Genomic DNA, 21035 nt, shown 5'->3' on the forward strand with positions numbered 1-21035 from the left:
TTCTTATTCAACAAGGCGATTCAACTTATCATTACTTCTCTCCCCTTAATTTCCCCCACACGCTTCAACGTTTCCTTAATCTTTCATCCTTTATCAGTACAAAAGACACTGCCCTCTATGACAGTGTCTAATACATTAATAGCCGAATTGTGCTTCATGAAGTCGATGATATGCGCCTCTCATATCTAATAATTCATCATGGTTTCCTTGTTCTGCAATGCCTTCTTCCGTTACAACAATGATTCGATCCGCATTTTTAATTGTTGCTAAACGATGGGCAATGACGAGCGTCGTACGCCCTTTTGCTAAATCTGATAATGCCTCTTGAATCGCAACCTCTGTTTCCGTATCTAATGCGGATGTCGCTTCATCTAATATAAGAATGGACGGGTTTTTCAAGAACATCCGGGCGATAGACAATCGTTGCTTCTGTCCCCCAGATAGCTTCACTCCTCTTTCTCCGATCATCGTGTCCATCCCTTCCGGGAGGCTAACAATAATCTCCTTCAATTGTGCCCTGCTAGCCGCCTCCCAAATTTCCTCCTCAGAAGCATCCAATTTACCATAAGCGATATTTTCCCGAATGGTCCCATCAAATAAAAACACATCTTGTTGCACTATTCCAATCTGTGAACGCAAGGATGCCAATGTCATTTTCCTAATATCCGTTCCATCAATCTTAATGGAACCACTATGAATATCATAAAATCGAGGGATTAAACTGCAAATCGTTGTTTTCCCCGCACCTGATGGACCAACGAGCGCAACGGTTTCGCCTGCACGAATCGATAAATCAATTTGATTTAATACATTCTCCTTGCCTTCATAACCGAATGAAACATGTTGAAGATCAATATTTCCATGTAAATATGAAACATGAATTGCATCCGGAGCATCTTTTACATCAGGTTCAGTCTCAAGCAACTGTACGTAACGTTTAAAGCCAGCGATTCCTTTCGGATACATTTCAATGACCGCATTTATTTGATTAATCGGACCGAGAAAAACATTCGAGAGTAAAATAAACGCAATAAATTCTCCATACGTCATATGGTTTTGAATAACAAACCAAGTACCGCATAATAAAACGAAGATCGATACGATCTTCATCAAAATATGGCTGATCGATGAATTCCATGCCATAATCCGATATGCAATAAGCTTCGTGCTTCGAAAACGTCCGTTATTTTCAGCAAATTGTGCGATTTCATGCTCCTCATTAGCAAAAGCTTGAACGACGCGCATGCCGCTCACATTATTTTCTACTCTCGCATTAAAATCAGCGATATCTGCAAACATTCGATCAAATGCCCGGGACATTTTCCGGCTAAAATAAAGCGATAAATAAATAATAAACGGGATAATGATAAATGTAAGAATGGCTAACTTCCAATTAATCGAAAGCATTAAAGCAAAAGCCCCCGTTAAAGTCATCAATGCGATGAATAAATCTTCTGGACCGTGGTGGGCAATTTCTCCAATGTCCATTAAATCATTCGTCATCCTCGATACTAAATGACCTGTTTTATTATTATCAAAAAAACGGAAGGGCTGCTTTTGAATATGCGTAAACAACTCCTTCCTCATATCTGTTTCAATATTTACTCCAAGCTTATGACCATAATAGGTAACGACATAATGGAGAACCGAACTAATCATATAAATAATAAATAAGCCTGCACAGGCCCATAAAATATATGTCCAATTACCAAGCGGCAATAAATCATCAACAACTCGATTCACCGCCAATGGAAAAGCCAGTTCAAATAGTGCAGCAATAATAGCACAAGAAAAATCTAATACAAATAGCCCTTTGTATGGACGATAATAAGAAAAAAATCTCTTGAACACTGTCTCACACCCCCGTATGACATTCAAAAAAATTGCCCTGTTCATCAAATTCGTCGACAAGCGTTTTTAGCTCATTCATTCTGAGAAATGGGAGATCTCTTCAGAACGAGGCGTATATGAGCTAAAACGAACGAAATGATGAAACAGAGCACAAATGCGCAACTACTAAGTGATAATGATTATCATTATTAATTATAAGAGATACCCTTTTATTTTGCAACTATTAAAATAATATGTTTTTGGGAAATGAAGAACAAAGTGGCTCAAAGCAGAAGAATTATTCGGAGAAGTAGATAAAGTGACGAAGTACTGCTACATTCCAATCAAAACACAGAAGAAAATTTAAATAATACGAGAAATTCATTACTAATTCGGCAACTCTATATGAATATGAAAATTTTACATATATACAAACATGCACTACTATGCTATTCTTGAGGACGTGTTTTGTAAAACGTGGTTCGAAACCATCCCACGATAAAAAACTAAGGAGATAGGAATATGAAAGTAAAATCTATGGTCATAAGTGGTATTATTGCTGCTTTGTATGTCACTGTATCGTTGTTAATTGCGCCACTCGCATTTTCGAGTATCCAATTTCGGTTTTCGGAAATCTTTAACCATCTTATTGTATTCAATAAGAAATACTTTTTTGGAATTGTCATTGGCGTCTTCGTTGCCAATCTATTTTCGCCACTCGGTGTGATTGACCTCGTTTATGGTGTTGGTATGACGGGCCTCGCCCTTGCAGCGACGATTGTTTCAGCAAAGTTTATTAAAGGAATAACCGAGCGGATGTTTTTTAACGTTGTTATGTTTGCGATTTTCTCTTTCTTAATCGCGATTGAGTTGAACATCGTTTACGAAGTGCCATTTTGGATTGGCTGGTTAACCGTTGCGATTGGTGAAGTTGTTGTAATGACAATCGGGGTTCCAATAATGATTTCACTTAATAAACGCTTGAACTTTAAAGAGCTTATTTAACTTTCCAAGAGGCTGGGATAAAAGTTTATTGCCAAATCAAAATACGAACAATAATAACTACTTCGCTTTCCGCGGGTGGCAGGTGAGCCTCGGGCCAACAGGATGTTGGTCACGAAGCCATTGCCACACGATGTGGCGAATGTAGGCTTCGTTCCTTAAACGCGCACTGCCAGGGTCTCACCGAGGCCTTTTTTCCCCTTAGGAGTCTACTGTATATTTCCTACGCTAAGTCATTTTATTATTCGCCTCTAGATTCGTCACTTTAATTATGTCCCGGCCTCTTTCCATAAAGAGTTAAATTAATACCTTTTCAGCCAAACTTTGTTCAATTGCTTCCTCAATGTCCAGTCTTGAATCGGTTGGCTCAAATCGTTTAACAACTTCACCATCTGAAGAAATGAGAAACTTGGTGAAGTTCCACTTTATATTTCTCCCTTGTAAATGCTCCGGATTTTCCGATTTAATTTTCATTAATAATAATTTTTCAGTCATCACAGTTTCATCTAAATTTCTGAATGAAACTTCATGTTTTAAATAAGAGAACAACGGATCAGATCCGACTCCATTTACGTAAACAAGATCAAATACGGGAAAGGTAACCCCGTAATTTCGTTGACAAAAAGTTAAAGAATCTGCTCCGTTTTCAGGGTTTTGATTTCCAAATTGGTCACATGGAAATCCAAGGATGACGAAGTTTCGCTCTTTATATCGATCATACAATTTTTGTAGCTCGTCGAATTGATACGTAAATTGACATTGACTTGCTGTGTTCACAATTAATATCGTTTTTCCACGATATGTTTCCATAGAAAGGATTTCTCCATTTGATTTGCGCACTAGATAGTTATAAATACTCATTCTGCCCAACCTCCACCATGACTTTATTCCTATTTTACAGATTATCTTACTAAAGGAAAATAACTTGCTCATAAGCAAAAAAACTCAGTCAATGAAAACGTTCTTTTTGACTGAGTTCTTTTTTATTTTTTTTCAACAGGTATTTCTTTATTTAATACCTCAAAAAAGTTAAGGATCGTAAAATAGCTCATTCCTAAATCACCAAAACCTTCTTTATACGCAGAAACGAGATCGACAGCACAGCGTAGTGGTTCGACTTGATAGACGGTAATTACGATTTGATTTTTTCTTACCGCTCCTCTTTTCTCGATGAGCATTTCGCCGCGATCCTCATCTACATGTGTAAGGCTCCAACCCTTTAATTTGTTATTGACAATATACGTTATTTTTTCAAGCATATTACGCTTGCTCGTTTTATAATATCGTGTTTTTAATTTCGGATCTTTCGCTCGATCACTTGTCTCGGTGCTGTTTCTCCATAAGCCTGTTATTATTCGAAGCGCTGACATTCTTTCTCCCCCTAATCTTTCTGAACAGTTAATTTTATTATATACTATGCCTGTCCACGATGCTATTTCAATACGTTAATTAAATGGTAGCATTTTCATAGAGTTTAAGCTACCACTATTGGAAAGGGAGTTCATTGTTCCACTTTTTGTATAAATCGGCGTTTGTCCCATAAAATTGTAAATAATGTTAACTTCTTTTTCCTTTCCTTGCTCACCATTTAATCCCCTTTAAAAACAAGAAAAAAGAGGGAATTCAATGATTGAATTCACCTCTGTCTTTTAATTGCTCCACTGCTCATTTTTCTTATATTTTATTATGATTGGTTTTAGACCGTCTCTATCTATTTTCGGGAAACCATATTTTAAATTTTCCACTTAGCGCGAGGATGGCTAACATGTACAAACAATTATCGTAGTACCGTCTTACCCCTGTTCTTACCGGAGTTTGCCAAAACAAATCGACTAGTTGCTTCGCATATGGACCACCATCCGTAGCCAAGGAAGCCATTGCATTCGTAGCAATTAACCCAACTGGATGCAATGATTTCTCTTCGAATGGCTCCCCTTCGATCGTATACCTGCGATAATCATTAGGATCTTTATGAACGAAAAACGCCTGAATGTTATTGGCAATTTTAATTTCCGACTCATGCCCCCTAAACCATTCATGGTCCAAGCCAATATTGCTCGCTACACGATAGGAATCGCTAAAAAAATGACCATATCCCCGTATATGGTTCGGTGTACCGTCATAGAATGCATATTCAGGAGCCAAGCCTGTTTTTGGATGACAGGCGAGCTTTATATAAGCTCTACTTGCCCTCGCAGCTTCCTTCCAAAATGCTCTATCTTCTGGATAGGCCCATAATGCAAATAACTCATAGAAATGCGGTAAATGATACGATGGATTGGAAAATTCAACTTCTGGCACAAATTTTATCAGTTTATTTTCCTTGTTCCACATTGGATAGCCGATTCCATCTTCTCCTTGATGCAGACATGTCCTTAAAATATCCTTTGCTTGAGTACTGTAATCAAATGGTTCGGGACCGTCGCCCCACCGATGAGAGGCAAAAAATAAGGCCAACGCAAAATATTCCTCTCCATCTGGTGCTGGGCCATGAGACCGCTTCGTTCCATCAGGGTTGCATGACCATGCGAAATAGCCTTTATGCAAGCCTTTCGCCATATACATATATTTTTTCGACCAATACCAAAGTCGATCAAACTCCTCCTTTTTATCAAGCTGGACGGCCATCATCATTCCATATGACATTCCTTCCGTCCGAACATCTAAATTCCCTGTATCTAATAAGTATGCGCCCTTTTCTCTATCTGTATAATAGATTCTAGTATTCTCATCACCATAAAAAATATCATCCCAGGTCTGTTCGATCTTTTCTTCGATTGCAGGAAGATCATACCCATATTCGGACAATAGATTTCGATATTCCCTCGTATAAAAAGCACCTTCATTCACGGATTTCAACTCCTTTAAAAATCAACGACTTTATAAAATGAAGCCTTAGGTCGATGATACTCATCAAATAAAAATGGCCAGTTTTTTCTTCCCTTTATTGGAAAATCATCGAGCCACGTATAATCGTCAGCTGTCCCCCAAAACGTAATATTAGTAATGACGGATCGATAGTCTCTAAAAAGGGTAAACATTTCTTCAAAGCGTTTCGCTTGCTGTTCCAGCATTCTTTCAGTAGGAGCGGTAATATTCGTTCTCTTATCATCCCATTCAAAAACAGAGACATCTAATTCGGTAAAATGAATCTCCAATCCTAAGGCAGCATATTTTTCAATCGCCATATGAATGTGCTCGATGCTCGGCTCTGCTATATTCCAATGCCCTTGCAAGCCAATTCCGTGAATAGGAATATTTTTATCGACTAAAGATTTCACAAGTGTATAGATTTTCTCACGCTTCTCAGGGTGAGACTCATTATAATCATTATAAAAGAGCTTTGCATTTGGATCTGCTTGATGTGCGAACTGAAAAGCCTTTTCTACGAAATTTTCACCAATGATCTCAAGCCATGAGGATTCCCGAAGCAACCTCCCTCCCTCATCAGCAATTGACTCATTTACTACATCCCAGCAGCCAATTTTACCTTTATATCTCTCCATCACTGTGAAAATATGTGCCTTCATTCGTGATAAAAGTTCTTCTCTTGATGCTTTTTCCCCTTGCCTGTTCTTAAAAACCCAATCAGGCGTTTGATTATGCCATACGAGTGTATGCCCTCTCATTTGCATATGATGCTCCTTGGCAAACTGCACTAATTGATCGCCACGTTCAAAGGTAAAAACTCCTTCTTCAGGCTGGATATGCTCAAATTTCATTTCATTTTCGGCTGTTAAACTATTAAAATGCTTCTTTAATAAATCTTGATGACGGGTAATGGTCTCGGTACTCACCGCTGACCCAATTGTAAAATAATCCTCATATATCTTTTTTAACGAAGGTATATTTTCCATTCATCATTCACTTCTTTCTTTATTTAACTTAAAAGTTAAACAGACCGTTGCTATACAAATGAAAAATGGGACATAATTGTCCCACTTTTTTTACACGCCCGAATAAGCCATAAACCCGCCGTCAACTGGAACGGTAATACCTGTAACAAATCCACTGGACTGATCATCGGCTAACCAAAGCAGTGTACCAAGCAAATCCTCTGGATTTCCAAGACGCCTCATTGGTGTATGTGCCAAAATCTTTTCTGTTCTTTCTGTATTTGTTCCGTCTGAATTCTTTAACAATGCTTCATTTTGTGAAGTTAAGAAAAATCCTGGCGCGATCGCATTGACTCGGATCCCCACTTCAGCCATATGCACAGCTGCCCATTTCGTAAAATTATCAATTCCCGCCTTCGCTGCACTATAAGCTGGAACCTTTGTCATTGGACTTGGTGCGCTCATAGATGAAATATTAATGATTGTACCGGAGTTACCAACCATTTTTTTCGCAAAAATTTGCGTCGGAATTAACGTGCCAATGATATTCAAGTTAAAGACAAAACCAAATCCGTCCATCGTTAAATCGAAGAATGTTTTGATCTCTTCATTGGCAAGATCCTCTATTTGCAATGTTTCATTCGTTGTCATTCCATCCGGATGGTTTCCACCAGCAGCATTAATAAGAATTTCGCATGGACCAAGCTCCTTCGTAACAAGCTCTTCGGCCTTTTTCACACTTTCAACGTCGATTACATTGCATTCAACCGCAAGGGCTTCCCCGCCCTCATTTATAATTTCGTCGGCTATTTTCCGCCCTTTTTCGTATGTACGATTTAAGATCGCTACCTTTACACCGTGGCGGGCGAGCTCTTTCGCCATATAGCTCCCAAGCACTCCTCCTCCACCTGTTATAACAGCTACTTTTCCTTTTAATTGTTCATTGATTGATAGCATTCTTTTCTTCCTTTCTTGCTATTCTCTAAACTATCCCATAATCCTAGTATGTACATAATTCCAAGTGCCCGGTCGTATAATCCGTATCCTGGCCGGGCCTGTTCTCCCCAGATCATCCGCCCGTGATCCGGTCGAAAATAGCCTGTATATTCATTCTTACAAAGCACTTTTACAATCTCAGGCATATTCAATGACCCATCACGATTTAAATGAGATCTCTCCTCAAAATCACCATTTTCATACATTTTAATATTCCGGATATGGACAAATGGCACACGATCTTTTTTGCAAAAATGGTCTAGTATTTCAGGTATATCATTTTCTGGATTTGCCCCTAAAGAGCCCGTACAGATCGTCAAGCCATTCGCTGGGCTATCGACTAGCTGTATAATTCTTTCTAAATTAGCCTTATTCGTTACAATTCGCGGCAAACCAAACACAGACCACGGTGGATCATCTGGATGGAGCGCCATCTTAATGTCGCATTCTTCAGCAATAGGAATAACCTTTTCAAGAAAATATTGTAAGTTAGCAAATAAAGCCTCTTCGTTCACATTCTTATATTGTTCAAATAATTCCTCGATCAACTTCATCCGTTCCTCTTCCCACCCCGGGAGTGAAAATCCATTCGCTTCACCTTCCATTCTGCCAAACAACACAGATGGATCAAGCGTTTCCACCTTTTCTTTCTCATAGGCAAGGACCGTTGAATCGTCCTCCAACATCTTCGCTAAATCAGAGCGAATCCAGTCAAACACAGGCATAAAATTATAACAAATCACCTTTATTCCGGCACTAGCCAAATGTCGCATTGTTTCGATATAGTTTTGAATATACCGATCACGGCTCGGAAGACCGAGTTTAATATCTTCGTGAATATTAACGCTTTCAATCACTTCAAGTTTTAAACCATAGCTTTCAATCTCCTCCTTCAGCTCCATAATTCGATCTAAAGGCCAGATTTCACCAGCTTGAATGTCTGGAAGCGTCCCTACGATCCCTTCTATTCCAGGTATCTGTTTAATATGAGCCAAGGAAACACTATCATCTGTACTACCGAACCAGCGGAATGAAACTTTCATATGCTTAATCCCTCTCTTAATTAAATAATGAAGTAAAAATTACTATTGTTGTTTTTATCCTCTCCCCATTATCTCGAAGATAGGTAATCCGAGGCTTTAACATAACTAAAACGAACAATGCAATATCTTAGCGTAGAAAATATACGTAGGTAAGGCATCGTTAAAACCTCACATAGGGAGGCTCAGCAGCCCGCGGAAAGCAACAGTTACTAGCTCGCGAATTTTGTTTTTATAAAAGTTTATTGTCCCAGCCTCGAATGTGATTCATAACCGCAAATCAATTCTAAAAATATTTCATGAGAAAGTACAGCAATGGGATAGTTGAAAATCTATCTGAACTCTTAAAACCTAGCTAAATATTACAACGCATAAATACACGTTTATTTATATTGATAAGAGCATAATCATCTATTTATAAGAATTCCTTCCGATGCTTCAATATGAATCGCCTTTTCTTGTGCTTCAATGCAAAGCTCCGCTACTCTAAATGCATGTTCCTGAGTCATAGCATATTCAGTACCATTCAAGCAATCTAATATAAACTCACCAAAGTATGGAAAACCTACCTTTCCTGAAACTTCAAAATGTTGTTCCCCTTTTTGATTGACTAAATATAAATGGTTTGAAGATTGAGAACGGGCAATATCAATATATTTCCTTACTTCTATATATCCTTCTGTTCCTAAAATGATCACACGGCCATCACCCCAAGTGCCGAGGCCGTCTGGAGTAAGCCAGTCGACACGGAAATAAAAAGTCGCTCCATTATCAGCAACGAGTGTCGCATCACCAAAATCTTGAAATTGAGGATACTCCTTCATGCTATAGTTTGCTACCTTACTGTGCAGCACTTGCGCGTCCTTCGCCCCAGAAAAATGTAGAAATTGTTCAATTTGATGACTACCAATATCACATAAAATCCCGCCAAATTGTTTAGGATCAAAAAACCACTCTGGTCTACTGTTCGGATTCGCACGATGCGGACCTGTTCCAATGACTTGAACGACTCGGCCTATCGCACCCTCCTCAATTAATTGACCGGCAAATACAGCACCTTCTACATGGATTCGTTCACTATAGTAGATCCCCCACTTTAAACCTGTTTCAAGTACTTTTTCTCTTGCCTTCTGAACTTGCTCTAATTTCGTAAATGCTGGCTTATCAGCAAAGTAATGTTTTCCATGATCTAATACTTTTAAGCCCAAAGCTCCTCTTTCGGAAGGAATATTTGCAGCGGCAACTAACTTAATACTAGCGTCTTCCAAAATCTCTGCTTCTGAATGTGCAGCTTTAACCCCTGGATAAGTTTCAATAAATTTTTCTACCTTATTTGGATCTGGATCATAGACCGCTACTAGATTTCCACCAGCCTCTATTAATCCATTACACATCCCATAAATATGACCGTGATCAAGGCCTATTGCTGCGAATGGGAAATCCCCGTCTTCAACAACTTTATTTACATTCCCTTTTGGCGCATAATTCATTCCGTCATTTTTGTTCATTATGATCTCTCCTTATTCACTTAAGAATAATTTCCACCCGTCGTAATGGTAGTGTTTGAAAAATTCTCTATTGAATTTTTTTTCTCGTAAAAATGAGTCACATATTTCAGTACCCCATCTCTCGTATAAAAAGGACTCTCATGATTCAATGGGAGTTTTACAGTCTTTCCTAAACTAGCAGATTGGTAAATAGCTGTAATCAATTCAAGTGTTTGCCTTCCTTGGTTTCCATCGACTAGCACTTTCTTTTTCCCTTGAATAGCTTGAAATATGTCATTAATTTGACCTGCATGACCTTCGAATTGTAAATCTGGTTGCTCATCATAAAGTTTTTGTATCTTTTCCTCTAAATCAATATCTTCTTCCGGGAATCCATTTTCCTTAGTCTTAGAAGCTTTTAACTTCCATGGTACGGAAACGCGTGCATTTTCCCCTTGAAAAATGAGTTGCTGTTCTTCCCCATGGTGGATAACAGAGCTCGTAATCTGAACGAGACTTCCGTCATCATAACGCCCAATCGCAACAGATATATCTTCTACTTCTGCATTATCATGTGCGGCATTGCTCATGACAGCCGTTATTTCAGAAGGCATCCCGTTCATCCATTGATAAATATCGATATGGTGAACAGCATGATTCAATGTGCATCCACCGCCTTCCTTTTCCCACGTGCCTCTCCACCATAAGTCGTAATAACTGTAACCTCTCCACCAGTAAGAATCGACTTGAGTATGTACAATTCTTCCCATTAATTTAGAATCAAGAATATGCTTTAATTTCATCATTGGAGAAGTAAATCGATTTTGAGCAACAACCGACAAAATTTTCCCGTTTTTCTCAGCGGCAGCATTCATCGCATCACATTCTTCTAATGAAGAGGCCATCGGTTTTTCAACAAGCACATTCTTTTTCGCATTCAACAAGTCTATCGCTATTTCTGCATGTGTATACGGCGGTGTACAAACAGAAACTAAATCAATATCTGAGCGTTCCAATATTTGCTTATAATCATTGTATATATGAGCATCTAATCCAAACTCATCCACCAATCCTTTCGCCTTTTCCGGATATATATCACAAATCGCTACAATCTTGCATGTTTCAGGAAATGCCAAATAACCTTTTATATGAGAAGGCGCTATCGCTCCAGCGCCAATTATTGCAACATGTATCATCCAAGTTTCTCTCCTTCGTTTTATATCAGAATGCTTAATTTGATCGGCTTCAAGTAACCGCCTTCCACCAAGTGCAAAACATTCCCCGTTGCCGTACACATACGTATCTAATCTACTTATTTCCCTAGTCTCCGCTGTGTATATGCTGAAATCCATAGACTAATAAAGGCAAAGATCAGCAAAGGAAGCATTAATGTTAAAGCTAATGAATTTAGCATTGCCGGCGGCTGAGATCCCGCTCCTTGAAGAACGCTAAATACTAAAACAGGAATCGTTTGTGTCTTCGGTCCGGAAATTAAAAGAATAATTGTAAATGTACTAAACATCCTAATAAAAATATTAATAGCTGATGCCGTTATTCCTGGCACTAATTGTGGAACGATGATTCTTGTGAACATTTTTTGTTTGCTCGCTCCTAGAGATTGCGCTGCCCACTCCAAGCGCGGGTCTAATGATTCCATAAATGGGATCAAAATAAATACCGAGAATGGGATACCAATAATTAAATTGACAATAATTAATCCGGGAATTGTCTCTGCTAAGCCAATTGAGTAAAAAATAGATGCAATTGGAATGGCGTAAACTAACTCCGGCAAAGTAAAGGGCATTTGAAAAAATCCGATCAATGCTTCTTTATACTTAAAATCTCTTCTGGCTAATATATATGCTGTCGGTATACTAAGTACAAGTGAAATAATCGTCGCTGGGATAACAATTTGTAAAGTAACTAAGTAGTAAAAACCAACATCATATGCTACCCAAGCTTTTTTAAACCATTCAAAAGAATAGCCGTTTGGTAGTATCGTTCCATACCACTCTTTTCCAAAAGCACTAAGTAAAACAGCTAATGTCATACCTAAAACAACAATTAAAAATACATTAATAAGTATCCAGTTGAGTGTTGTAAATGTGTATTTCCCAAATCCAACCTTCTTCTTTTGAACAGATTTATTTAGTTCTGTTATTTTGTTTGACGTAGCTTCCGTTTGCACGTTTACTTCCCTCCTTTATTTAAATGTAGATGCCGAACCAACATACCCTCTTTTTCTAATAGCAAAAATAATAAGCAAACAGGCTAATTGAGTGAGAGCCATCACGATCGCTACCGTATTTGCCATGCCATAATTAAAATTGCGCATTGCTTCCTCAAAAGCCACTACTGCAAAAGTCCTTGTGTCTGATGCTGGATTTCCAACAATAATTGCTGAAGTAAAAACTCCTATCTGCATGATTAAATTTAATGCAAAAATTGTTAAGACATTTGAACGAATTAAGGGAAAGAAAACCCTCCGAAAGGTTGTCCACTCATTCGCTCCAAGAGAACGAGCTGCTTGTTCCAAATTTGTATCAATCGAATCCATCATTCCAATAAAATTGGATGCTAGAAATGCGACGCCAAGGATAAATAATGCAATAAATGCACCCCAGTACGTATACACAATTCGAATTGGTTCCTCAATTAATCCAATACTCATCATAAATTGATTAAACCAACCACTTGGACTAAAAAATGCAATGATTCCCATATCAATTATTAACGAGCCTAAAGTAAGTGGAAATATTATCAACCCGGCAATGATTCCTTTACCTTTCATTTTTCCCCTAATAAAATAGGTGATGGCAAATGCTACGATTAATTCTAAAAAAGCCGCTGGAACAACCAAAAGCAATGTTCGTGAGATCGTTTTGTAATATACAGGCTCTGTAAAAAAACGAATGTAATTATTCAGTGTAAAACCACTATCACCATTTTCTTGAAAGGTCAGTAATATTCCTTTTAGAAAGGGATAGACAAAGATGACAACAATGGGTAATAACGCTGGCAGAAGAAGGAGGTAATCACTCTTTCTTGGTATCGATTGCTGATTCATCGCTTTCACTCCTGATCTAAAATTAACAAGGATTCCGGATTTAAAAAGAGAGTTACTTTATGTCCTGGCGAATATGGTACAAGTCCTAATACATTTGCTTTAAATATTTCGCCTACTTCACTTTCAATTTCGTATCCAGTCGTACTTCCAACATAATCACTAACTAAAATCTTTCCATTAATAGTGTTGAGCCTTTGGTTATTATCAGGTTGTATTATCTCAACATTTTCTGGTTTAATTGTTAAGATCACTTCATCCCCTACATGATGTCTCCCGTTTTTTCGTACTAATAGTCGCCCTATTTTTTCCGATTCGAAAACAAAATTCTCACCTTCTTCTTCAACTAATCTACCAGGGATGAAGTTAGAGTATCCTACAAAACTAGCGACAAAGTAGTTTCTCGGATTCACAAATATTTCTTGCGGTGTTCCGATTTGTTGTACGATACCTTTGGACATCACCACTACTTTAGTTGATAAAGAGAGGGCTTCCTCTTGATCATGTGTAACGTAAATAATTGTAATCCCTAATTCATCATGCAGTCTTTTTAGTTGAATGCGCATATCTTTACGTAATTTCGCATCTAAATTACTAAGTGGTTCATCTAATAAAAGAACTTTAGGTCGAATGATTAGCGCTCTTGCTAAAGCTACCCTTTGCTGCTGCCCTCCACTTAATTCCTTAGGGAAACGATCTCCATATTCCCCAAGCTGAACCATTTCTAATGCTTCTTGTACTAATTTTCTTTTTTCTTCTTTTGCAACTTTTCTCATATCAAGTCCAAATGAAACATTTTGAGCTACTGTCATATGAGGGAATAAAGCGTAGTTTTGGAAGACCATCCCTACATCCCTTTTATGCATAGGGATATTGTTTATGATTTCTCCATTAAATGAAATCTCCCCGGCAGTAGATTCAATAATGCCTAGAATCATTGATAGTATCGTTGTTTTTCCACAACCACTAGGACCTAATAAAGATAAAAATTCTCCACTCTCTATATCAATATCTGTGCTATGGACTGCTGTTGTTTCGCCAAACTTTTTTGTTAGATTTCTTATTTGTACACTCGTACTGGATGTATTGACTTTTAACTCTGCAAAAGACTGTGCCATCCTATTTCACCTCTTCTTCAACTATATTAAATACCAATCTCTTCATTTTTAATAAAGAGACTGGCAGTTAATTTTCACAATTAAACGGTTTTATTTTTTAGATTGTATTTTTTCTTCCCATTGTTTATAAAGGGTTGTTGTTTCTTCAAGATTAGGGAATAATGACCAATCTTCTTCCGGCATAATAAGTTCACCATCTTTTTTAAACTCTGGAAGAATCATTTCCACTAACTGGTTATAGCCTTCTTTATATTCTTCATTTAATAAATCAGCTGACGCTTCTTTATTTGCTGGCATAAACGCAACTCCTAATGCCTGTGATTGTGCTTCCTTAGATGTTGCAAATGTAAGAAATTCTAATGCAGCTTTTTTGCGATCTTCTGGCAAATCCTTTAACATGACATAAAAATGAGAGTCAATAATTTGCGGTGAATCCGTCAAAGTAATCCCTTTAATATTTGGTGGAACAACTCCCTGAACTTGGTTGTTCGCAAACCAAAATGGAACATGCGGAATGATATCTACATCTCCATCATAAAGTGCAGTAATCGCATCGGAAGTCTTTGTTGGATAATGTTGAATTTTGTCGCCGATTTCCTCTAAATAGTTCCATGTCTTATCTAATGAATCTGGATTATTAAAGTCCTCACCTAAAGAATTAACAAGTCCTAAGAAAAAGCCGCGGGCAGGACCACTTGATGGAACGGTAGGATATAAAAATCGATTAGGATGTTCGTTAATCCAGTCTTTAAGCTCTGCATATGTTGTCGGCGGATTTTTAACAGCATCTTCGTTATAAACGATGATCGGACCTCCAGATCCTGTTGTTATCGGTGCCCCATAGCCATCGAATTTATCAATGTACGCTTTCGCTATTTCATTCCATTCATCTACATGCACCTCATCGCCATAATTCGGTACAAGCTGTTCCCAAATCCCTTCCTCAATTCCTAGTGGAAGGCCATCTAATCCGGTAATAACGAGATCAATATTTCCATTTTTTCCTTGAGCTTTAATTTTGTTAATTACTTCTTGGGGTGTTCCTCTTCCATATTCAATCTTATATTTTCCACCTGTTTCTTTCTCAAACATTGGTATTAAAATGTCATTATAGTACTCGTCTCCACCAGCCACAGTATAGATTGTAATAGTAGTTGGTTTGTCACCTTTCGATGCTCCACTTTTTCCAGATGTTTGTCCGCTACATCCTGATAGTATGAGAGTGAATATCAGCAGCAAACTGACTATTGAGTATGCATATTTTTTCATTTTTAAATCTCTCCCAAAATTTATTTATATAATCAACTTGATAGCACTTACATTTAAATCCAATTAACTTTAGTTTATTTATACGACTTTTTTGACAGCGTTTGCAAAGAGAGCTAAATAAATATCTTTTCGAAAACAAATCACTCCTACTCTTTTTATTTGAATCCTTTACTAATGTGGTTTCACATTGAAAGCACTTCCATTTAAGATGATTTGTCTTTACTTGAATTTTAGTAAGGTAATCATACTAGTATGGTAGTCGAACATTATTATATTCCAAGTTATCCATCTATTCAAGTTATTTTAAATATTTTTATTTCACAAAAATATTTAAACACGCAAATATCCGTGTTACGAAAGACGATCTCAGACTTAAAAGAAAATTATAAAGTATTACTATTTCTGAAGTATAATCTATTAAAAGTTTCTAAGTTCTTAGACGATAGCAATAACAGCTTGTTTGATTTTTCCGGACAATGTCGGCACAAAATGAGTGTTCAAAAAAATATATGATTCAGTAACACTTTGAAAAGCGTGTTTATAGTAATGCCTTCTATATGTAAAAATCCGCTGTAACATATGACTTTTTCAATCATTCACTGAAGTTTTTTATGGAACTTCTCCACACTCCCATAGACATACAATAAAGTCACGTTTCGGAAAAACATACGCAAATCGTTTAATTTTATTACGCATAGACATTAAGTAAATTTCCTATTAACAGCACCACTCTGGATAATTTTAGTCGTTTCTTCCACTTGAAGCGGCATATCAGATTCTACTGTGTAGCTTACGCTGGATCTGAACGTTAACCGTGATAAACCGCCCAAGTAAGACAAATTTCCCTTATAGTATTTATTTCGGAATTTACATTTGACAATTTATTTGAAAGCTTAGCGCTCGACGAGTACCATACTTTCTTTGATTCAGTAAGCTCAAAAAGCTACTTCCATGCTCGTAGTTCTAGTTATCCCCTCGAAGATAACTACTGAGCCTCTAAATTCTAAACTCACAAGCAACTAATCTTCATTACATTTCGCTTTCTAACAGCAGCTATGGACAGAAATATATTAAGTTTTTTTATGATCATTAATTAAAAAACAGCCTATTTAACCGGAGAACCTCTTCGTATACAGTATTTCTTGTAATTAAAGAAATTAGATAAAATAATACGGGTAGTCTTTAAGCAATTGGTCCTTTTCAATCACAACCATCCGCAAATGTTGTTCCATCACTGTCCTTGCATTTGCTATATCTTTATTAATAATTAATTGATAGATTTCTTTATGTTGGGAAATAATATGATCCCAATTAAAGTCATGGGATAGACGTAATATCCGCAAACGATTGAAATGACTATTTAATAGTTGTAGCATCTCCCATGTCCGTGATTTCCGGCAACCTTGGAATAATATTTTATGATACTCTTCGTCTAGGTCATAAAGCTGATGGTAATTATTTTTTCCAATACATAGTTCTTGCAACGCAATATTTGTTTCTAAACGAAATAAATATTCCTCGGGAAAATGTGCACACGCTAATGTTACAATTTCTCTTTCAAGCTTTTCTCGTATAAAACGTCCTTCCTCTACATGCTCTAAATTAATTCGCGATACAATTGTACCGCTTTGCGGGATGATATCGAGAAGCTCTTCCTGAGCCAACTTCATAAACGCTTCTCGAACTGGCGTTCTACTCACCTTAAGCTCTTCTGCAATTTCATTTTCCGAAATTCTAGTACCTGGTTCTAATTCAAGATTTAAAATTTTCTGTTTTAAAATAAGATACGATTGCTCCCTCGTAGACATTTTTGTTTTCTCTTTGCTAAGCATTGTAACCCTTCTTTCGTAATTAATGTGCTACCGTCCAACAACTTATCTTCATCATATCATCACGGACTTTCTATCACATTAATTACTTTTTATTCTTTTTATAATTTATAGTAGTCTTACTCATCTCCTTGCTATTTCTTAAATTGGAACAAGCCAAAGTCAAAATTGCTACCTGGTAAAAATATAAAGGTTACTTTTTTCATCCCTGTTATTTTATCCAATGTAAATATTCGTTCTTCATACTCTTCAGTTTGTGGGAATTCAATGATTTGGTTGCTTTTTATATCACCGTCGGAAAAATGAATATGAATCGTATTTTTTTCAATTGGTGAGTGGCCAAAAATAGATAGTCTTGTCACTCCTTCACTTGTAAAGTCCATATTTTCATAGACTAATGAAACATTATTTCCAATGCCTTCTACATATTTATCCGCTATATCGAATGCATCTCCATAAATTTGATCACATTCGCTTGCTTGATTTTGTTCAAACGCTCTGTTTATTTTTGTAAAGGAAAAGCCTTTTATATGTACCTTTTGCTGAAGGACAAAGCAAAGAGATGTAATGCCGCGAAGCTTTTTCGACAAACGATATGTCTCTTCCTGGTAAACATTCCACTTTGATTCTTTTTGGTAGATGACATCTGCGAGTAATTGACTGTTATCTTCATCTGGCATCCCTTCCCAAATTTGCAAGGTATACTTCTCTTTTGACAAAGCAAAAATCGGAATCGTTATTAGATCAGATCCATAGGGCCCAAAGTCAATATCGCGAAAGCCTACTTGCGTTTCCCCATCCCGGCTAGTAGCCACCCCCCTGTCATTTCCATTTGTCACTTCTCCTTTCGAATAATCATAAAGTCCAGCGGAAATAAAATCATATGGATTTTTATAAGCAGTACCAATTTCTATTGCCGTAAATTCTAGTTCAGATATAAGCCTCGTTTTGTCTGTTCCATTTTTGCTTGTGCAACGAAGTCGGAATGCTCCATCCCCGATTGCGCTCACCTTTGCCTTTTGTCCTTCAGCTTCAACTTTTGCGATATTTGATTTAATTCCGCTATCATCCACAGCACTCCATTCAATTTCTTGATAAGATGTGTTCACTGGATATAATTTTGCTTGAACCATTATTTCTTTTCTTGTTTGATTTAAGGTTTGCCCCGCATCGCTAATGATTTCAATCTTTCGTAGTGGGATTTCATCTTTATTTCCTATTACACATGGAACATCTAGATTTTTCTCATTTGCAGAAACCCCAATTACTGGCTCATCTACAATTGCCTTAAATTGCACTGACTGTCCAAGCAATCCTGGGGAAGTAACTTCAAGTTGGATAGGTCCCGCTTCTAATGTCGACGCAATGATGGCCATCAGCTTACCGCTAAATAATCTCCTGCTAATCCCTTTATATTGATCGTAATCTGTACTGTCACCATTGTCTAAACCAATTAATCGTCCTGCACCGATAACATTTATGGTAACCCGATTATTTGCATTTTCAACTTTATTTCCATTTTCATCTTCTACGTTGATTTCTACAAAAAGTAAATCTGTACCATTAGCAATCAGGCTTTCCTTATTAGCTATTAAGCTTATCCTTTTCGCATCGCCAAACGATTTACTAACGTCCGTGGCGATGATTTTATCTGTTTCATCATAGGCGATTGCCTTTAGTTCCCCTTGCTCGTAAGGGACCTTCCACCAGCCGACAAGTTCTGTCCCACATTTATGATCGATATGATGGATGCCGATTGTCCGGCCATTTAATTGCAATTCAATTTTTGGAGCATTTGAACATACTCGCACATCTATGAATTGTCCTTCATTAAAATCCCAATAGGGGAAAAGATGCACCATTGGCTTTTTCTTATAATCTGTCCATGCCGCTTGATAAATGTAAAAAGAATCTTTTTCAAATGTGGCCGTATCCAATTGGCCAAAATAGGAATTTTTCGTATGATATGGAGTCGGCTCGCCAATATAATCAAAGCCTGTCCAAAGAAATTGTCCTAAAGAGAAAGGGGTGTCCCTTTCTGCGATAATGCAAGCTTCAGCTGACTTTGCTCCCCAGCTTGTTGAACTATTTCCAAGGGCAGAGCATTGTTCATCATCATCCGCTAAAATCGATTGTTCAAACGGAAAATGATAGATTCCCCTGCTTTGAACGACAGAAGCTGTCTCGCTCCCATAGATCATCCAATCCGGATGTTTTTTATGATGCTGCTCATAATATTTTTCCGAGTAATTATAACCAACCACTTTCAAAAGATCCGCGCATTTTTGCGTATTTTCCCATGGCAAATAATTCGAGCCAAATGTAATGACTGCATTTTCTTTCGGGTCGTATTTTCGCACATAGCTAATAAGCATTTTTGTTAATTCTTGCCCTCGCTCATCTGCATGAGTATCATAAACTTCATTGCCTATACTCCACATCAACAAGCTTGGATGATTGCGATCACGTTTGACCCAGCTTTTCACATCCGCCAACGCCCACTCATTAAAAAATCTTGCGTAATCATAGGTTGTTTTCGATCTTTCCCACATATCAAATGCTTCAGATACAACAAGAAAGCCCATTTCATCCGTTAATTCCATCAGTTCTTTTGCGGGCATATTATGGGCCGTTCGGATGGCGTTCACACCCATTTCCTTTAATATTTCCAATCTCCTTCTTAATGCAGTCTTATTAAAGGCGGCTCCTAATGCTCCGAGGTCATGATGTTCGCACACTCCATTTAATTTCATCTTACGTCCATTTAGTTTAAAACCTACCTGGGGGTGGAGCTCGATACTTCGAAATCCAATGTTTTGGGAAATAGATTCTAGTACTCTCGCTTCATTAGAAAGTATTTTTGTTTCAAGTTCATAAAGATTTGGCTTTTCTGTGCTCCATAATAGAGGCTGTTCAACAAATATTGTTTGCTTATTTTGTTTACGAACATCGCTATTTGCAACAATCATTTTCAAACTTTTCGCAACTTCTTGATCATTTCTTTTAATCGTATGAATGAGTGTGACATCTTCGCTTAGCTTTAAATCTGTATCGATTTCCACGTACCAGCCCTGATCTTTTTGCTTTGTCGTCATATAAATCCCATCTGTGACAATATGAGTTTGATTTCTTGTCTTCAGCCAAACATTCCGATAGATTCCAGCACCTGAATACCATCGACTATTTGGACTTTGATAAACAACTTTCACAATAACCTCATTTTTCCCTTCTACGAGCGCATCAGTGATTTCATGCTCAAAAGCAGAATAACCGTATTTCCATTCTCCAACGAATTGATTGTTTACATATACCGAAGAATCCATATTAACACCATCGAAACTTAAAAGAATCTTTTTATTTTTTTTCTTACATGTAAATCGTTTGCGATACCAGCCAATTCCCGTTTCATATAAACGCAATGTATCGTAGATAAGCCAATCATGTGGAAGGTCGACTGGCTGAAAAGGTAAATGACTACAATCAGTTACTTCAAGATCACTTTTGGCAAATTCCCAACCATCGTTAAAAAGAATTTTTGTATTCATACTACTCCCTCCTCTCAAT

At 37.4% G+C, this 21035-nt stretch carries 16 protein-coding genes and 1 riboswitch; of the genes, 1 reads left to right on the forward strand and 15 read right to left on the reverse strand.

The genetic code is table 11. The features are described 5' to 3' along the window. Nucleotides 1-135: 135 nt before the first annotated feature. Nucleotides 136-1851: an ABC transporter ATP-binding protein gene (locus tag KHA95_RS14790; RefSeq protein WP_213138293.1), complete on the reverse strand. Its 1716-nt coding sequence runs from the start codon at nucleotides 1849-1851 to the stop codon at nucleotides 136-138. 450 nt (nucleotides 1852-2301) lie between these two features. Further along, nucleotides 2302-2346, forward strand: a riboswitch (PreQ1 riboswitch). A 6-nt stretch (nucleotides 2347-2352) separates the two neighbouring features. Here KHA95_RS14790 and KHA95_RS14795 point away from each other — a divergent pair. Further along, complete coding sequence (locus KHA95_RS14795) at nucleotides 2353-2835, forward strand: QueT transporter family protein (protein ID WP_213138294.1); 483 nt, start codon at nucleotides 2353-2355, stop codon at nucleotides 2833-2835. 294 nt (nucleotides 2836-3129) lie between these two features. Here the strand turns inward: KHA95_RS14795 and KHA95_RS14800 are convergent, their stop codons facing one another. From KHA95_RS14800 to KHA95_RS14865, 14 genes are all read right to left on the reverse strand, one after another. Then, a complete protein-coding gene (locus tag KHA95_RS14800; RefSeq protein ID WP_213138295.1) occupies nucleotides 3130-3693 on the reverse strand; it encodes a glutathione peroxidase in 564 nt (187 codons plus the stop codon). Nucleotides 3694-3815: 122 nt separating this feature from the next. Beyond that, nucleotides 3816-4202, reverse strand: a complete 387-nt coding sequence (locus tag KHA95_RS14805; RefSeq protein WP_213138296.1) for a hypothetical protein — start codon at nucleotides 4200-4202, stop codon at nucleotides 3816-3818. 337 nt (nucleotides 4203-4539) lie between these two features. After that, nucleotides 4540-5691 carry a family 8 glycosyl hydrolase gene (locus KHA95_RS14810; RefSeq protein WP_213138297.1) on the reverse strand — a complete coding sequence of 384 codons (1152 nt, stop codon included), beginning with the start codon at nucleotides 5689-5691 and terminating at the stop codon, nucleotides 4540-4542. A gap of 5 nt (nucleotides 5692-5696) precedes the next feature. Beyond that, nucleotides 5697-6689 carry an endo-1,4-beta-xylanase gene (locus tag KHA95_RS14815; protein ID WP_213138298.1) on the reverse strand — a complete coding sequence of 331 codons (993 nt, stop codon included), beginning with the start codon at nucleotides 6687-6689 and terminating at the stop codon, nucleotides 5697-5699. A gap of 90 nt (nucleotides 6690-6779) precedes the next feature. Beyond that, nucleotides 6780-7625 (reverse strand): SDR family oxidoreductase, encoded by an 846-nt coding sequence (locus KHA95_RS14820; protein ID WP_213138299.1) that lies wholly within the window; start codon nucleotides 7623-7625, stop codon nucleotides 6780-6782. Further along, complete coding sequence (gene uxuA, locus KHA95_RS14825; RefSeq protein ID WP_213138300.1) at nucleotides 7601-8707, reverse strand: mannonate dehydratase; 1107 nt, start codon at nucleotides 8705-8707, stop codon at nucleotides 7601-7603. Before uxuA ends, KHA95_RS14820 begins: the two co-directional genes overlap by 25 nt. Nucleotides 8708-9111: 404 nt before the next feature. Next, nucleotides 9112-10212: a Gfo/Idh/MocA family protein gene (locus KHA95_RS14830; RefSeq protein ID WP_213138301.1), complete on the reverse strand. Its 1101-nt coding sequence runs from the start codon at nucleotides 10210-10212 to the stop codon at nucleotides 9112-9114. Nucleotides 10213-10232: 20 nt separating this feature from the next. Further along, on the reverse strand, nucleotides 10233-11387 hold the full coding sequence (locus KHA95_RS14835) for a Gfo/Idh/MocA family protein (RefSeq protein ID WP_213138302.1): 1155 nt from the start codon (nucleotides 11385-11387) through the stop codon (nucleotides 10233-10235). A gap of 116 nt (nucleotides 11388-11503) precedes the next feature. Next, nucleotides 11504-12379: an ABC transporter permease gene (locus KHA95_RS14840; protein WP_213138303.1), complete on the reverse strand. Its 876-nt coding sequence runs from the start codon at nucleotides 12377-12379 to the stop codon at nucleotides 11504-11506. 15 nt (nucleotides 12380-12394) lie between these two features. Continuing rightward, nucleotides 12395-13258, reverse strand: coding sequence for an ABC transporter permease (locus KHA95_RS14845; protein ID WP_213138304.1), 864 nt, complete (start codon nucleotides 13256-13258; stop codon nucleotides 12395-12397). A gap of 5 nt (nucleotides 13259-13263) precedes the next feature. Next, the gene (locus KHA95_RS14850; RefSeq protein WP_213138305.1) at nucleotides 13264-14373 is read right to left on the reverse strand and encodes an ABC transporter ATP-binding protein; all 1110 of its coding nucleotides are present in this window, start codon (nucleotides 14371-14373) and stop codon (nucleotides 13264-13266) included. A 90-nt stretch (nucleotides 14374-14463) separates the two neighbouring features. Continuing rightward, nucleotides 14464-15642 (reverse strand): extracellular solute-binding protein, encoded by a 1179-nt coding sequence (locus KHA95_RS14855; RefSeq protein ID WP_213138306.1) that lies wholly within the window; start codon nucleotides 15640-15642, stop codon nucleotides 14464-14466. A 1157-nt stretch (nucleotides 15643-16799) separates the two neighbouring features. Continuing rightward, on the reverse strand, nucleotides 16800-17474 hold the full coding sequence (locus KHA95_RS14860) for a GntR family transcriptional regulator (RefSeq protein ID WP_213138307.1): 675 nt from the start codon (nucleotides 17472-17474) through the stop codon (nucleotides 16800-16802). 131 nt (nucleotides 17475-17605) lie between these two features. After that, nucleotides 17606-21016, reverse strand: coding sequence for a glycoside hydrolase family 2 TIM barrel-domain containing protein (locus KHA95_RS14865; protein ID WP_213138308.1), 3411 nt, complete (start codon nucleotides 21014-21016; stop codon nucleotides 17606-17608). Nucleotides 21017-21035: the final 19 nt, after the last annotated feature.

Origin of the sequence: Bacillus sp. FJAT-50079 (assembly GCF_018343515.1) — a bacterium.
Lineage (GTDB): Bacteria > Bacillota > Bacilli > Bacillales > Bacillaceae_C > Lederbergia.